The sequence below is a fragment of the Mesorhizobium sp. M1428 genome (assembly GCF_040317515.1).
In the GTDB taxonomy this organism is placed as follows: domain Bacteria; phylum Pseudomonadota; class Alphaproteobacteria; order Rhizobiales; family Rhizobiaceae; genus Mesorhizobium.
Map to the genome: position 1 here is coordinate 72360 of NZ_JAMYKT010000018.1, position 15001 is coordinate 87360.

The following is a 15001-nucleotide window of genomic DNA, read 5'->3' on the forward strand; positions in this document are numbered from 1 at the left end:
TACGGACTGGAGCGCAAACGGAAAGGGCCGAGACGCACGATGACTTTCAAAAAAAATTGGAAAATACTAGGTTGATCATACGCAGCCACATGAGAGCCACGGAAGCCGCATGGCCTATCTCGATAACATCGCCGTTTTTGTCCGCGTCGTCGAACTTGGCAATTTGTCGGCGGCTGGGCGCGACATGCGCATTTCGCCGGCGGTCGCTTCCAACCGGATCAAGGAGCTCGAGAAGCACCTGGGCGTCAGGCTGTTCAACCGTACGACGCGGCAATTGATGCCGACCGAGCACGGCACGGTGTTCTACTCCGGCGCCAAGCAGGTGCTGGAGGCGGTCACCGAGGCGGAAGCGGCGGTGAGCGCGTTATCCGGCCAGCCGCGCGGCACCATAAAGGTGACAGCGCCGCTCGGCCTCGGGCGGCGGCTGGTGGCATCCGGCATCCCGGATTTCCACGACAGGTACCCAGATATCGAGGTGCGGCTCCGGCTTTCCGATCACAATGTCGATATCATGAAGGAAGGAATCGACGTTGCGTTCCGGCTGGGCATCATCGAGGATTCCAGCCTCAGGATGCGCGGCATCATGGAATGCGAGCGCGTGCTGGTAGCGGCTCCGCAATATCTGGAAGTGCGCGGCGAGCCGACCGAGCCGCAGGAGTTGATCGGCAAGAAACACGATTGCCTGATGCTGCGCTATTCCGGCGCGCGCGAATATGTGTGGACGCTGCAGACGCCGAACGGCCCGCAAAAGTTCGAGGTGCACGGCCCCTACGATACCGATGATGGCGACGTGCTGACCGGCTGGGCGCTGTCCGGCCGCGGCATCATCAACAAGCCGCGCTTCGAGGTCGAGCCGTTTATCCGCGACCACCGGCTGAAGGTGATCCTGAGCAACACGCCGCCGACGCCGGTGCAGTTCGCCGCCGTCTACCCGCATAAGAAGCTGCAGGATCCGAAGGTGCGGCTGCTGCTCGATTTCATGGCGGAGCGCTGCCAGCGGCTGATCAGGGATATTCTGGCCGGCAAATGATCGTCGGCTGGCCGGTTGCTTTCCGTCCAGCCGACGAGATAATTCCCAAGGAATTTCGCTCAACAGGGAAAAGCGATGGCCAACGGCGCCACAATGTGTCTCGCCGTTTCACTGTCTCCGGAAGCCGCCCCTTCCCATCCGCCCGACGCCGGCCCGGACTTCAGTCTGCTGATGCGGTTCGTGCAAGAAGCCGAAGCGGCCGGTCTGGACATGGTGTTGCTCGGCGATTCCGCGCCGGTTGCAGGCGGGCTGAACCGGCAAATGCGCTTCGAAGCAACGACCTTGGCGGCGGCCCTGGCGACGGTGACAAGCAGGATCGGCCTCGTCGCCGCGGCCTCGACGGTCGCCCACCAGCCCTACAATCTCGCGCGCCGTTTCGCTTCGCTCGATATTATCAGCCATGGCCGCGCCGGCTGGAACGCGAGTATGATGCCCGACCCGCGCGAGGCGGCCAATTTCAGCCGACCGGAAGGGTTTTCCGGCGACGATTTCCGCCTGCGCGCCGATGAATTCATCGGCATCGTGCAAGGCCTGTGGAACGGCTGGGACGCAGACGTGCTGCTGTTCGACAAAGTTGGCGGCCGCTTCTTCGATCCCGAGAAGATGCACGTTCTCGACCACAAGGGCGAATATTTTTCCGTGCGCGGGCCGCTCAACGTGGCGCGGTCGCCGCAGGACACGCCGGTGCTGGTCGTGTCCGGCCTGTCCGAGCCCGACATGGCTATCGCCGCCCGCAGCGCCGATGTCGTCCTGCTGGATGAGCCATCGATCGGGCCGGCGAAGGCTGGCGATCTGAAGCGCCGTGCGCTTGCCTTCGGGCGCGGGCCGGAGGCGCTGAAAGTGCTGATGAACGTTACCGTCAGCGCCGAAATAACCGCCGCACCGGACCTGTTTGCGGACAGGCTCGAAGAGTGCTTTCGCTCGAAAGCCTGCGACGGTTTCAACATCGCCACGCCGCTCACGTCGGCGCTCGACGATTTCGTCGGTCTCGTGCTGCCGGAGCTTCGCCGCCGCGGCCTTGTCCGGTCGGGCTACAGCGCGGCGACACTGCGTGCCCATCTCGGGCTTGCAGGTCAGGATCGGCAATGAGCGCCGGTCGAGGCCAGATGAAGCTCGGCGCCTTCCTGTGGGCGACGGGCCACCATATCGCCGCCTGGCGCCACCCGCAGGCGCATGTCACGGCCGGCATAGACATCGACCACTACGTCCAGCTGGCGCGGACGGCGGAAGCAGCCAAGTTCGACATGATCTTCTGCGAGGACGCCGCCGGCGTGCGCGAGGCCAATGTCGACATCGCCAGCCAAACGTCGCGCTCGATCGGCTTCGAGCCGATCAGCCTGCTTGCCGCGCTCGCCGTCCAGACGGAGCGCATCGGCCTCGTCTCCACGGCGTCGACGAGCTATAACGAGCCTTACGGACTGGCGCGGACCTTCCTGTCGCTCGACCATCTGAGCGGTGGCCGAGCCGGCTGGAACCTCGTCACTTCGGCGAGCCAGATCGAGGCCGCCAATTTCGGCTCGACCGGACTGCGCCCACATGCGGACCGTTACGAACGCGCGCGCGAATTCGCTGCCGTGGTTACCGGCCTTTGGCGAGGCCAGGGTGGACACGAAGGCAGAAGTTTTTCGGTGCGCGACCCGCTCGATCTGCCGCGCTCGCCACAAGGTGCGCCGGTCATGGTTCAGGCAGGAGCGTCGGACGAGGGCCGCGATCTCGCCGCCCGGACCGCCGACGTGGTGTTCACGGCGGCGCAGACATTCGAGGAGGCGAAGGCCTTCTACGACGACCTCAAGGGACGGCTGGCGGCCCATGGGCGCGAGCCGGAGGACGTCAAGATCATGCCCGGTGTCGCGCCGGTCGTCGCGGCAAGCGAAGCGGAAGCCCGGGCAAAACATGATGAACTGCAGGAGCTGATACCGGACGATGTCGGAGTCGCGCTGCTTTCCAGCTATCTCAGCATATCCGATCTCGCGCGCTATCCCATCGACGGACCGCTGCCCGAGCTGCCGGCCAGCGAAGGCATGCAGAGCCGGCAGGCGCTGGTCATCGAGCAATCACGCCGCAACAAGCTGTCCATTCGCCAGCTTGCCCGTCATTTCGCCGGCGCGCGCGGCCATTGGCGCGTCGTCGGAACGCCGGCCCAGATCGCCGACGAGCTCGAGGCACGCTTCGAGGGCGGCGCGGCAGACGGTTTCAACGTCATGCCATCCTATTTTCCCGGCGAACTCGATGCCTTTGCCACACTCGTCGTGCCGGAGCTGCAGCGGCGCGGGCTGTTCCGGAAGGATTATGAAGGCAGCACGCTGCGCGACCATCTGGGCTTGAAAAGGCCGGCGTAAACGACGAGCGGAACGAAAGTCGGAGATCGCCGTTTTGGGATGCTGTGCCGCGGCGATGAGGGCGTCTGCGCGCATATTCGATTTGACCATCCCAAACTTCGCCCTCTTCAAACCACGCGGACGCACCGCCACAGGAGCCGATCATGGATGCCATCGCCACCCGCAACGACCTGCAATCCAATGCCAAGAAAGAGTGTATCGACCTTCTCAATGCCCGCCTCGCCGACGCCATCGATCTGGCCTTGATCACCAAGCAGGCGCACTGGAACGTCAAGGGACCGCAATTCATCGCCATTCACGAGATGCTCGACACGTTCCGCGAGGAGATCGACGGCCATGTCGACACCATTGCCGAGCGCGCCGTACAGCTCGGCGGCACGGCGCTCGGCACCTCGCAGGAGGTCTCGAAGGCGACTATGCTCGAGGCCTATCCGACCGACATCCACAAGACCCGGGATCACCTGGCGGCGCTGATCGACCGGTATGCCGCAACCGCCAAGCGGGCACGCGCGGCAATCGACGAAGCGGCTGGCGCGGGTGACGCCGACACCGCCGACATCTTCACCGCCTATTCGCGCTCGCTCGACAAATTGCTGTGGTTCCTGGAGGCGCACACGCAGGAGAAGGAATAGAAGGAACGTCAGCCGGCCATCGCCTTGCCGCGACGGGCTTTGGACGGAGCTGCCGGTGTTATCCCGTGGGCCGCCAACGCCGTCATGATTTCGGCTGCGGCGAGTGCGGCGATCACTTGCGGGCGCTTGTCCTTGACGGCACCGCCGCCGATCGGCGAGACGAGGCGGGCAAATTCCGCCTCGCCTCCGTCCGCCGATTTCAGGAACCAGTTCCGGAACGTCGCCTTCTTGGTTCTGGAGCCGATCATGCCGACATAGGCGGCATCGCGGCGTTTCAGCGCCTCGGCGACGATCAGGAAGTCCAGCGCATGGTCGTGGGTAAGGACGACGAAGGCGGATCCAGCCGGGGCTTCGCGCACCATTGCCTCAGGCATCGGCGTCAGCTTGGTTTCGACCGTATCCGGCATGCCCCCCAGCGCCTCGGCTCGCGTCTCGACAACGACGACACGTACCGGCAGCAAAGCCACCGCCGAGGCCAGCGCATGGCCGACATGGCCGCCGCCGAAGATGTAGACATGCGGCAGTTGCGCCTCCTCGGCCTCCGCCTCCGCAACAAGCTTGGCCTCATGCGCGGCGTTGACCAGCCGGATCAGCAGCTCGACCCTGCCGCCGCAGCATTGGCCGATCTCCGGCCCGAGCGCGATGTCGAGCGTGGCGCGGATATCCCTCCCTCTTGAGGGGAGGGTGGCGGCGAAGCCGCCGGGTGGGGTCGCCGCGGCAGTGCTCGACGCGCTGGCGGTACCTTCTGAGACGACCCCCTCTGGCCGCTCCGCGGCCATGTCCCCCTCAAGGGGGGAGAAAAGCATCTGCCGCGCTTTGTCGATCGCCATATATTCGAGCTGGCCGCCGCCGATCGTGCCGAAAGTGGCCGATCCTGAGACGAGCATGAAGGCACCCGTTTCGCGCGGCGTCGAACCTTTTGTCCCGGCCACCTCAACCAAGGCGACCTGGCCGGCACCGGCAAGAAAGGCTTTCAGGCTCTGCACTTTCGCGTCCATCATTCGCGTTCCCTATTGGGAAATATAGCGTTTTTCGGCCTGAATTGCACGTTTTCCGGGATTCAAGTGCCGGTCCTGGCTTCCCGCTTCAGCCGTTCGATCGCCATCAGCACACGCTCCGGCGTGGCCGGCGGGTCGAGGCGCGGGCAGATCTTGTGGCCGGCAACGCTCGCCACAGCGTCCGATAGGGCATGCAGCACCGACATTGCGAGCGGAAAGGGCGGCTCGCCGACCGCCTTGGAGCGGTGCACCGTCGGCTCGCCCGCTTGCGCCCAGGCGGCCAAAGTCACGTTAAAAATCTTCGGCCGGTCCGACGCGAGCGGGATCTTGTAGGTCGACGGCGCGTGGGTGCGCAGCCGCCCCTTGTCGTCCCACCACAGTTCCTCCGTCGTCAGCCAACCCATACCCTGGATGAAACCGCCCTCGATCTGGCCGAGGTCGATGGCGCGATTCAGCGAGCGGCCGGTTTCGTGCAGGATGTCGGTGCGCTCGACTATATATTCGCCGGTCAGCGTATCGACAGAGACTTCCGAGCACGCGGCGCCATAGGCGAAATAATAGAAGGGATGGCCCTCGCCCTTGTCGCGGTCCCAATGGATTTTCGGCGTCTTGTAGAAACCCGCCGCCGAAAGCTGGATGCGCGCCATATAGGCCTGCCTGACGAGATCGGCGAAGGCGATCTCCTGGTTGCCGATGCGCACGCGGTTGGGCAAGAACAGCACCTGATCGCGCGGCACCTGGTATCTCTCGACGGCGAAATTGATCAACCGGTCCTTGATCTGGCGGGCGGCATTCTGCGCCGCCATGCCGTTGAGGTCGGAGCCGGAAGACGCGGCGGTGGCCGAGGTATTCGGCACCTTGCCGGTCGTCGTCGCGGTGATCTTGACCTGATCGAGGTCGATCTGGAACTCTTCCGCCACGACCTGCGCCACCTTGACATAGAGGCCCTGCCCCATCTCGGTGCCGCCGTGGTTCAGATGCACCGAACCGTCGGTATAGACATGCACCAGCGCGCCGGCCTGGTTGTAATGAGTGGCGGTGAACGAGATGCCGAACTTGACCGGCGTCAGCGCCAGTCCGCGCTTGATGAAGCGGCTGTTGGCATTGAAAGCATCGATGGTGCGGCGGCGCCTCGCATAGTCGGAACTCGCCTCCAGCTCGGCGACGATGCGCTGGATGATGTTGTCCTCGACCGTCTGGTGGTAGGGCGTGATGTTGCGGTCGCTGGTGCCGTAGAAATTCTTCTTGCGGATTTCGAGCGGGTCCTTGCCGACGGCAAACGCGACTTCGTCGATGACGCGCTCGGCGCCGACCATGCCTTGCGGACCGCCGAAGCCGCGAAAGGCGGTGTTCGATACGGTATTGGTGTAGAGCGGCGCCGATTGCGCGTGCACCGCCGGCCAGAAATAGGTGTTGTCGCAATGGAACAGGGCGCGGTCGGTGACCGGGCCGGAGAGGTCGGCCGAGAAGCCGCAGCGCGCCGCGAACATGAAATCTACGCCCAGAATATTGCCCTCGTCGTCGAAGCCGACCTCGTAGTCGACGAGGAAATCGTGGCGTTTGCCGGTGGCGATCATGTCGTCGTCGCGGTCGGGCCGGATTTTCACGGCCCGATGATGTTTCTTCGCGGCGACAGCAGCCAATGCCGCAAACTGATTGCCTTGCGTTTCCTTGCCACCGAAAGCGCCGCCCATCCGGCGGATTTCCACCGTCACCGCGTGGCTCGGCACACCGAGCGCGTGGCTGACCATGTGCTGGATTTCGCTCGGGTGCTGGGTCGAGGAATAGATGGTGACGTCGTGGTCCTCGCCAGGAATGGCCAAGGCGATATGGCCTTCGAGATAGAAATGCTCCTGGCCACCGATGCGCATTTTTCCCTTCAGCCGGCGCGGCGCCGCATTGATCGCAGCCGCTGCATCACCCCGCTTCAACGTCAGCGGCGGCGTGACCAGCTTGTCTTTCCGGGGATCGAGCTCGGCGACATCGGCGACGAACGGCAATTCCTTGTATTCGACCTTGGCCAGCCTCGTTGCACGGCGCGCCTGCTCGCGGGTTTCAGCGATGACGCAGAAGATCGGCTGACCGAAAAATTGCACCTTGCCGTCGGCCAGCACCGGCTCGTCGTGACGGCCGGTCGGCGAAATGTCGTTCTCGCCTGGCACGTCGCTCGCCGTCAGCACATCGATGACGCCGGGTGCGGCGCGCACCGCCGAAAGGTCCATGCTGGTGATGGTGGCATGCGTCGCCGTCGAAAGCCCAAGGCAGCCGTGCAGCGTGCCGGCCGGTTCCGGCATGTCGTCGATATAGACGGCCGTGCCACTGACATGCTTGTGCGCGGAATCATGGCGCTGGTCGGTTGCGACGCCGCCGGCGATTTTTTGCGCCTTCAGGTTTGGGGTGGCGTGCTTGTTCATCATGCCGCCTCGTGCCGTGATACCTGGATCGGCGCCCGGGTACCGGTGGTTTCGGCAAAGAAGCGCAGCAGCAGGTTGCGCGCCGCCAGCGCCCGGTATTCGGCGCTTGCCCGCATGTCGGTCAGCGGGGTGAAATCGCCGGAGTACGCGGCCATCGCCGCCTCCACCGTCGCTTCCGTCCAGGGCTTGCCAAGCAATGCCTTTTCGACGCCAAAGGCTCGCTTCGGCGTTGCCGCCATGCCGCCATAGGCGATGCGCACGCCCGCCACCTTGCCATCACCGGCGAGCTTCAGGAAAAACGCGCCTAGCGCTGCTGTTATGTCTTCGTCGCGGCGCTTGGTGATCTTGTAGACGGCAAATTTCGTCTCGCTGCCCGGCACCGGAACATGCACGGCCTCGACGAATTCGCCGGGCTGCCGGTCCTGCTTGCCATAGGCGATGAAAAACTCCTCGAGCGGGATCGTCCGCCGCTTGTCGCCGCGGCGCAGCGTCAGGCGGGCACCGAGTGCGATCAACGGCGGCGGCGTGTCGCCGATCGGCGAGCCATTGGCGATATTGCCGCCGATGGTGCCCATGTTGCGCACCTGGTCGCCGCCGATGCGGTCGAACAGCGGGCCGAGCGCCGGGATGCGCTTCGCCAGCGTCGCGAAGGCTTCGCTATAGGTGACACCGGCGCCGATCGAGATGACGCCCTTGTCCTCGGAAATCCCGCACAGACCGTCGAGATTGCCGATGAAAACCGCCGGCGCAATATCGCGCATGTGCTTGGTAACCCAAAGGCCGACATCGGTCGAACCCGCGACGATAGTGGCGCCCGGCTCCTTGACCAGCACGCTGGCCAGATCGTCAGCATTGGCCGGCACGATCAGCCGCTTATTGCCGGAGCCGATCTCGATGCGCGAACCGTCCTTCATCGCTTCCAGCTTGGCCGTGACTGCCTTGCGCTCCGCCGCCAGCGGGTCCTTGGCAGCCTTGCCGTAGCTGGAGATGGCACGTGCGGCGCGCATGATCGCCTCGTAGCCGGTGCAGCGGCAGAGATTGCCTTGCAGCGCCTTTTCAATGGCGGCGTCCGACGGCTCCGGCGACCGCATCCACAGCGCATAAAGCGACATGACGAAACCCGGCGTGCAGAAGCCGCATTGCGAGCCGTGGAAATCGACCATCGCCTGCTGCACGGGGTGCAGTTTTCCTGCGTCGCCGCGCAAATGCTCGACGGTCACGACATGCGTGCCGTCCAGCGAGCCAAGGAAACGGATGCAGGCATTGACGCTTTCATAGACCAGTGTTCCACCGGAGAGCCTGCCGACCAGCACCGTGCAGGCGCCGCAGTCGCCCTCGGCGCAACCTTCCTTGGTGCCGCGCAGCGAGCGGTCGAGCCGCAGCCAATCGAGCAGTGTCTGGTCGGGTGCAACCGTGCCGAGCGCGACGTCCTCGCCATTGAGGATGAAGCGGATTTCGTTGCGTGTCTTGATCCCGGCCATCTCAGCTTCCCCGGTAAGTCGAATAACCGTACGGCGACAGAAGCAGCGGCACATGATAGTGCGTCGGCTCGGCCATGCCGAAGCGGATCGGCACATGGTCGAGGAAGGCCGGTTCTGGCAGTTTTGTCCCTTGCCGGCGCAGATAATCGCCGGCCGCAAAGATCAGCTCGTATTCGCCGGTACGGAATTCCGCGCCAGCAAGCAGCGGAGCATCGCAACGGCCGTCATCATTGGTGACGACCGTCTTCAGATGCGTCCGGGCCTGACCGTCAAGATGATAGAGTTCGATCGACAGACCGGCCGCCGGCTTGCCGGCTGCGGTGTCGAGGACGTGGGTCGTCAGGCGCCCGCCTTCGGCTTTCGACGTTTCCGCCACTGGCTGCTCCATTCCCTGCACAGTCGAACACTATTCATGAATTGTGCGCCAATTAAAGGCGATGCATAAGTCCCGGTCGAGCGGAGCGCGACAAAAACACTTTCAAAAATTTCGGGGGAATGCGCAGGCACTCCTTTCGACTATCCTGATCACACTTTCCGGCAGGAGCGAGAATGCGTTACGAACGAGATATGCGCGGCTACGGAGCCAATCCGCCCGATCCGAAATGGCCCGGCGGGGCGCATGTCGCGGTGCAGTTCGTCGTCAATTACGAGGAGGGCGGCGAGAATTGCGTCCTGCACGGCGACAAGGCTTCGGAGGCTTTCCTGTCGGAGATCGTCGGCGCCGCGCCCTGGCCCGGCCAGCGTCACTGGAACATGGAATCGATCTACGAATACGGCGCCCGCGCCGGCTTCTGGCGATTGCTGCGCCTGTTCAGCGAGGCGCAAGTGCCGATCACCTGTTACGGCGTCGCCACCGCCCTGGCGCGTTCGCCCGATCAGGTTGCGGCGATGCAGGAGGCCGGCTGGGAGATCGCCTCGCACGGACTGAAATGGATCGACTACCGCGACCACGCGCCAGAAGACGAGCGCCGCGACATGGAAGCGGCGATCCGGCTGCATTATGAGGTCACAGGTGCGCGGCCGACCGGGTGGTACACCGGCCGCACCTCGATCAACACGGTGCGGCTGGCGGCGGAGGAGGGCGGCTTCGACTATGTGTCGGACACCTATGACGACGAACTCCCTTACTGGTTCGAGCATGCGGCACCGGACGGGTCGGCGAAGCCGCAGCTGGTCATCCCCTATACGCTCGACGCCAACGACATGCGCTTTGCCACGCCGCAGGGCTTCAACTCGGGCGACCAGTTCTTTGCCTATCTCAGGGATAGTTTCGACACGCTCTATGCCGAGGGCAAGGCAGGGCGGCCGCGCATGATGAATATCGGCCTGCACTGCCGCCTGGTTGGGCGGCCGGGCCGGGTCGCGGCACTGAAGCGCTTCATCGACTACGTCAAATCGCACGACAAGGTCTGGCTGGCACGGCGCATCGACATTGCAAAACACTGGCAGGAGACGCATCCGTTCCGGCTGCCGGCGCTGCGCCCGTCGAAAATGGAATTCGAGGCCTTCGTCCAGGCATTCGGCGGCGTGTTCGAGCATTCGCCGTGGATTGCCGAGCGCGCCTATGAGCTGGAGCTCGGCCCGGCGCATGACAGTGCCGGCGGGCTGCACAATGCGCTCTGCCGCGTCTTTCGCGCGGCGAGCGAGGCCGAGCGGCTTTCCGTGCTCAATGCCCACCCCGATCTTGCCGGAAAACTGGCGCAGGCCAGGCGGCTGACGGCGGAATCGTCGAGGGAACAGGCTTCGGCCGGGCTCGACGCGCTGACCGACAAGGAGCGCGAGCTGTTCGCAAAACTCAATGCCGCCTACGTCACCAGTTTCGGTTTCCCCTTCATTATTGCGGTGAAAGGCAAGACCAAGGGGGAGATCCTGGCCGAGTTCGAGGCGCGTATTGGCAACAGCCACGATGTCGAATTCGAAACCGCCTGCAGACAGGTCGAGCGCATCGCGCTGCTTCGTCTCAAGGACATGCTTCCGCAATAGGCTTTGGCTGCCGCGATGGGCCCTGGCTTCCGCAACAGGCTTGAATTTATGGATATGATGAAAATGGCCGAGCGAACCTATTATGCGCCGCAGGGCGGACATCCCGGCCAGAGCGAATTGCTGACCGGCCGCGCCGTATTCACGCAGGCCTATGCCGTCATCCCCAAAGGCGTGATGCAGGACATCGTCACCAGCGCCTTGCCGTTCTGGGATGGGACACGCGTCTGGGTGCTGTCGCGGCCGCTGTCGGGTTTTGCCGAGACGTTTTCGCAATATATCGTCGAGCTCGCGCCTGGCGGCGGCAGCGACCGCCCTGAGCTTGACGTCGCCGCTGAAGGTGCGCTGTTCGTGGTCGAAGGCGAGCTAAGCGTTTCGCTTGTCGGCAAGAAACATAGCTTGAGGCCGGGCGGCTTTGCCTTCCTGCCGCCGGCGAGCGGGTGGACGGTGCGCAATGAGAGCGGCGCCGCCGTCCGCTTCCACTGGATCCGCAAGGCTTATGATGCGGTCGACGGCATCGATACGCCGCAAACGTTCTTCGCCAACGAACACGACATCGCGCCGAGCCCGATGCCGGGTACCGAAGGCCGATGGGCGACGACGCGCTTCGTCGATCCTGAAGACATGCGGCACGACATGCATGTCACCATCGTCACGCTCGAGCCGGGCGCGGTCATTCCCTTCGCCGAAACGCATGTCATGGAGCACGGGCTCTATGTGCTGGAGGGCAAGGCGGTCTATCGTCTCAACCAGGACTGGGTAGAAGTCGAGGCTGGCGACTATATGTGGCTGCGCGCCTTCTGCCCGCAGGCTTGTTATGCCGGCGGCCCAGGCAAATTCCGCTATCTCCTCTACAAGGACGTCAACCGCCACGCCAAGCTTGGCAGCGCCGGCGTCGCGAGACCTACACCATGACCCGCATCGTCGCGCGGCCGCTGACCCGCGAGAATTTCGCCGAATTCGGCGACGTTATCGATATGGGCGGCGACAACCATTATCCGATCAATGACGGCAAGGCCGAGCGCTACCACGACCTCGCCACCGCGGAAGCACGAGGGCCGAATGCGCGCGTGCTGATCTCGATGGTGCGTGGCACGCCCTATGAGCTGCCGTTGAAGCTTACCATGGTGGAGCGCCATCCGTTCGGCAGCCAGGCCTTCATCCCGCTGTCACCACGGCCGTTCCTAGTCGTCGTCTGCCATGATGGCGAGGAAGGCCCGGGCGAGCCGCATGCCTTCATCACTGCGCCCGGGCAAGGTGTCAACTATCCGCGCAATTTGTGGCACGGCGTGCTGACGCCGATCGGCGAGCCGCAGGACTTCCTGATCGTCGATCGTGGCGGCGACGGCTCCAATCTCGAAGAGTGCCATTTCTCGCACGCCTACGAGATCGATCTTCCCGATGGGAGCCGATGATGACCGACATTTCGCTGATCGACCGCCTGCTCGACGTCATCGAGCACGACATCGTGCCGAAGACCGTCGAAGGCGTCGCGCATGGCAACAAGTTGTTCGGCGCGGCGATCCTGCGCAAGGACGACCGTTCGCTGGTGCTGGCCGAAACCAACAATGAGACAGAAAACCCGCTCTGGCACGGCGAGGTGCATTGCCTGAAGCGCTTCTACGAAATGCCGAAGGCCGAGCGCGTCGATACCAGGGATGCGATCTTTCTTGCCACTCACGAACCTTGCTCGCTCTGCCTGTCGGCGATCACCTGGACCGGCTTCGACAATTTCTACTATCTGTTCAGCCACGAGGATTCGCGCGACAGCTTCGACATCCCGCACGATCTGAAGATCCTGAAGGAGGTCTTCACCCTCGACCCCGGCGGCTACAATGCCGAGAACGCCTATTGGAAGAGCCTCTCGATCCGCAAATTGGTGCGGTCGCTGCCCGAGATCGAGCGCCTGCGACTGGAAACGCGGATCGGCAAAATCTCCGCGCGCTACGACGAACTGTCCGGCGCCTACCAGGCTGGCAAGGCCGACAACGACATTCCGCTGAGTTGACGCGGATTGACCAGCCGAATTCGTTGGCTGGCCCACGACGCATCGGCAGCGGCTCCATCATGTGGCCGCATGAAAACCGTCACTGAATTTCCCCGCAAGGTCGTTGAATTTCCGGACATGGGGATCGTCATGCCGGACGGCTGCCGGCTATCGGCGCGGGTGTGGATGCCGGCCGATGCTGCCGACGATCCAGTGCCGGCGATCCTCGAGCACCTGCCCTACCGCAAGCGCGACGGCACGATCTATCGCGATCAGCTGACGCATCCTTATTTCGCTGGCCATGGCTACGCCTCGATCCGCGTCGACATGCGCGGCAATGGCGATTCCGAAGGGCTGATGGACGACGAATATTCCGAGCAAGAGCTGCAGGACGCCTGCGATGTCATCGCTTGGGCTGCGGCCCAGCCCTGGTGCAACGGCAATGTCGGTATGATGGGCATTTCGTGGGGCGGCTTCAATTGCCTGCAGGTAGCAGCCAAGCAGCCGGCGGCGCTGAAGGCGGTCATCAGTCTCTGTTCGACGGTCGACCGCTATGCCGACGACATCCATTACAAGGGCGGCTGCCTGCTGATCGAGAATTTCGGCTGGGCCTCGACCATGCTGTCCTATTCGTCGCGACCGCCGGATCCGTTGCTGGCCGGCGACAACAGATGGCGCGACCTGTGGCTGACCCGGCTGGAGAACCAGCCCTTCCTGGCGCCGCTGTGGCTGAAGCACCAGCACCGCGACGCCTATTGGAAGCGCGGCTCGATCTGCGAGGACTATCCCGCCATCCACGCCGCCGTGCTGTCGATCGGCGGCTGGCATGACGGCTATCGCAATACGATTTCCCATCTCGCCGCCAATATCGAGGCGCCGGTCAAGGGCATCGTCGGCCCCTGGATCCACAAATACCCGCATTATGCCGCGCCCGAACCGCGCATCGGCTTCCTGCAGGAGGCCTTGCGCTGGTGGGATCGCTGGCTCAAGGACATCGACACCGGCGTCGAGGCCGACCCCGCCTACCGCGCCTATGTCATGGACAGCGTGCGTCCGGCGCGCTGGCATCCCGAGCGGCCGGGCCGCTGGGTCGCTGAATCAGAATGGCCGTCACCCAACATCAAGACGCAAGAAGTTGAGCTTATCGCTGAAGGCAACCACGCTATCGTCGCTTCGCCGCAAAGCTGCGGCCTTGCCGGTGGCGAATATTTCCCCTTCACCTTCGGCCCGGAACTGCCGGGTGACCAGCGCCCCGACGATGCACTGTCGGTGTGCTTCGACCATCCGGTGCTGACCGAAGCGGTTGACATCGTCGGTGCTCCCGAAGTTGTGGTCAGGGTCTCGTCGGACCGGCGCCAGGCGAACATCGCGGTTCGGCTGTGCGACGTCCATCCGGACGGAGCGTCGGAGCTGATCTCCTACGGCGTGCTCAACCTGACGCATCGCAACTCGCATGAATTTCCCGAAGCGCTGGTGCCCGGCGAAACCGTCAGCGCCCGGGTGGTGCTCGACCAATGCGCCTATCGCGTGCCGGCCGGCCACCGCTTGCGTGTTGCCATCTCCAACAGTTATTGGCCGATGATCTGGCCGTCGCCGGAGCCGGTCCGGCTGGAATTGTCGGCCGCGGCGTTGATGCTGCCGCTGCGCCCGCCGTTGACAGGCGACGAGGTCACCTTCCCCGCCCCCGAAGGCGCCACGCCCTGGGCAACCGAAACGGTCCGCGCCGCCAATTCCGAGCGTCATGTCGACCGCGACGAAAAGACCGGAATGATCACGCTTTCCATCGTCGATGATTTTGGTGAGGTGCGCGACCTGGAGCATGGCCTCGCCAATGGGAGCGTCGCCAGAGAGACATGGTCGATCCATCCCGACAATCCGCTGTCAGCGTCGGGCAAGACGCATTGGACCCAGACGCTGTCGCGAAATGGATGGTCGGTGCGCACCGAAACCTTCGCCGAAATGCGCTCCGACTCGCAAAGCTTCATGGTTAGCGCCAGAATTGAAGCCTATGAAGGCGAGAAACTGGTCTTCGAGCGCAACTTCGAGGAGAAAATCCCGCGCGCACTGCTTTGAGCGCTTATCGCGATTGGTCCAATTGCGACGCACGATTTACGCCACGGCATGTCGCATTCGGTCTTGC

Annotated in this window: 13 protein-coding genes; 9 read left to right on the forward strand and 4 right to left on the reverse strand. The window is 63.9% G+C overall.

Annotated features, from left to right (window positions below; translation table 11 throughout):
- Positions 1–109: 109 nt before the first annotated feature.
- The 4 genes from NKG60_RS23175 to dps all read left to right on the forward strand — a co-directional run bounded on the left by NKG60_RS23175 (position 110) and on the right by dps (position 4001).
- Positions 110–1030, forward strand: a complete 921-nt coding sequence (locus tag NKG60_RS23175; protein WP_352667454.1) for a LysR family transcriptional regulator — start codon at positions 110–112, stop codon at positions 1028–1030.
- 75 nt (positions 1031–1105) lie between these two features.
- Positions 1106–2119: an LLM class flavin-dependent oxidoreductase gene (locus NKG60_RS23180; protein ID WP_352866505.1), complete on the forward strand. Its 1014-nt coding sequence runs from the start codon at positions 1106–1108 to the stop codon at positions 2117–2119.
- Positions 2116–3369 (forward strand): LLM class flavin-dependent oxidoreductase, encoded by a 1254-nt coding sequence (locus tag NKG60_RS23185; protein ID WP_352866503.1) that lies wholly within the window; start codon positions 2116–2118, stop codon positions 3367–3369. Before NKG60_RS23180 ends, NKG60_RS23185 begins: the two co-directional genes overlap by 4 nt.
- A gap of 143 nt (positions 3370–3512) precedes the next feature.
- Entirely contained in the window at positions 3513–4001 is a 489-nt protein-coding gene (dps, locus tag NKG60_RS23190) for a DNA starvation/stationary phase protection protein Dps (protein ID WP_023676226.1), read from the forward strand.
- Between the two features lie 8 nt (positions 4002–4009).
- Here the strand turns inward: dps and xdhC are convergent, their stop codons facing one another.
- The 4 genes from xdhC to uraH form a co-directional block, all read right to left on the reverse strand.
- The gene (gene xdhC / locus NKG60_RS23195) at positions 4010–4999 is read right to left on the reverse strand and encodes a xanthine dehydrogenase accessory protein XdhC (RefSeq protein ID WP_352866668.1); all 990 of its coding nucleotides are present in this window, start codon (positions 4997–4999) and stop codon (positions 4010–4012) included.
- Between the two features lie 62 nt (positions 5000–5061).
- Positions 5062–7413: a xanthine dehydrogenase molybdopterin binding subunit gene (gene xdhB, locus NKG60_RS23200; protein WP_352866666.1), complete on the reverse strand. Its 2352-nt coding sequence runs from the start codon at positions 7411–7413 to the stop codon at positions 5062–5064.
- The gene (gene xdhA, locus NKG60_RS23205; protein WP_352866501.1) at positions 7413–8894 is read right to left on the reverse strand and encodes a xanthine dehydrogenase small subunit; all 1482 of its coding nucleotides are present in this window, start codon (positions 8892–8894) and stop codon (positions 7413–7415) included. The genes xdhB and xdhA overlap by 1 nt, the downstream gene beginning before the upstream one ends.
- Position 8895: 1 nt before the next feature.
- On the reverse strand, positions 8896–9270 hold the full coding sequence (uraH, locus tag NKG60_RS23210) for a hydroxyisourate hydrolase (RefSeq protein ID WP_352866499.1): 375 nt from the start codon (positions 9268–9270) through the stop codon (positions 8896–8898).
- Positions 9271–9443: 173 nt separating this feature from the next.
- Here uraH and puuE point away from each other — a divergent pair, with 173 nt between their 5' ends.
- The 5 genes from puuE (at position 9444) to NKG60_RS23235 (ending at position 14934) form a co-directional block, all read left to right on the forward strand.
- Positions 9444–10877, forward strand: coding sequence for an allantoinase PuuE (gene puuE / locus NKG60_RS23215; RefSeq protein ID WP_352866497.1), 1434 nt, complete (start codon positions 9444–9446; stop codon positions 10875–10877).
- 63 nt (positions 10878–10940) lie between these two features.
- Entirely contained in the window at positions 10941–11789 is an 849-nt protein-coding gene (locus tag NKG60_RS23220) for a bifunctional allantoicase/(S)-ureidoglycine aminohydrolase (protein WP_502911898.1), read from the forward strand.
- Entirely contained in the window at positions 11786–12289 is a 504-nt protein-coding gene (locus NKG60_RS23225; RefSeq protein WP_352866491.1) for an ureidoglycolate lyase, read from the forward strand. Before NKG60_RS23220 ends, NKG60_RS23225 begins: the two co-directional genes overlap by 4 nt.
- A complete protein-coding gene (locus tag NKG60_RS23230; protein WP_352667433.1) occupies positions 12289–12882 on the forward strand; it encodes a nucleoside deaminase in 594 nt (197 codons plus the stop codon). Before NKG60_RS23225 ends, NKG60_RS23230 begins: the two co-directional genes overlap by 1 nt.
- 69 nt (positions 12883–12951) lie before the next feature.
- A complete protein-coding gene (locus NKG60_RS23235) occupies positions 12952–14934 on the forward strand; it encodes a CocE/NonD family hydrolase (protein WP_352866489.1) in 1983 nt (660 codons plus the stop codon).
- Positions 14935–15001: the final 67 nt, after the last annotated feature.

Excerpts from the sequence above, each read along its gene's own strand:
- NKG60_RS23175 (WP_352667454.1), top strand. The coding sequence starts at position 110 with ATGGCCTATCTCGATAACATCGCCGTTTTTGTCCGCGTCGTCGAACTT.
- NKG60_RS23180 (WP_352866505.1), top strand. The coding sequence starts at position 1,106 with ATGGCCAACGGCGCCACAATGTGTCTCGCCGTTTCACTGTCTCCGGAA.
- NKG60_RS23185 (WP_352866503.1), top strand. The coding sequence starts at position 2,116 with ATGAGCGCCGGTCGAGGCCAGATGAAGCTCGGCGCCTTCCTGTGGGCG.
- dps (WP_023676226.1), top strand. The coding sequence starts at position 3,513 with ATGGATGCCATCGCCACCCGCAACGACCTGCAATCCAATGCCAAGAAA.
- xdhC (WP_352866668.1), bottom strand. The coding sequence starts at position 4,999 with ATGGACGCGAAAGTGCAGAGCCTGAAAGCCTTTCTTGCCGGTGCCGGC.
- xdhB (WP_352866666.1), bottom strand. The coding sequence starts at position 7,413 with ATGAACAAGCACGCCACCCCAAACCTGAAGGCGCAAAAAATCGCCGGC.
- xdhA (WP_352866501.1), bottom strand. The coding sequence starts at position 8,894 with ATGGCCGGGATCAAGACACGCAACGAAATCCGCTTCATCCTCAATGGC.
- puuE (WP_352866497.1), top strand. The coding sequence starts at position 9,444 with ATGCGTTACGAACGAGATATGCGCGGCTACGGAGCCAATCCGCCCGAT.
- NKG60_RS23220 (WP_502911898.1), top strand. The coding sequence starts at position 10,941 with ATGGCCGAGCGAACCTATTATGCGCCGCAGGGCGGACATCCCGGCCAG.
- NKG60_RS23225 (WP_352866491.1), top strand. The coding sequence starts at position 11,786 with ATGACCCGCATCGTCGCGCGGCCGCTGACCCGCGAGAATTTCGCCGAA.
- NKG60_RS23230 (WP_352667433.1), top strand. The coding sequence starts at position 12,289 with ATGACCGACATTTCGCTGATCGACCGCCTGCTCGACGTCATCGAGCAC.
- NKG60_RS23235 (WP_352866489.1), top strand. The coding sequence starts at position 12,952 with ATGAAAACCGTCACTGAATTTCCCCGCAAGGTCGTTGAATTTCCGGAC.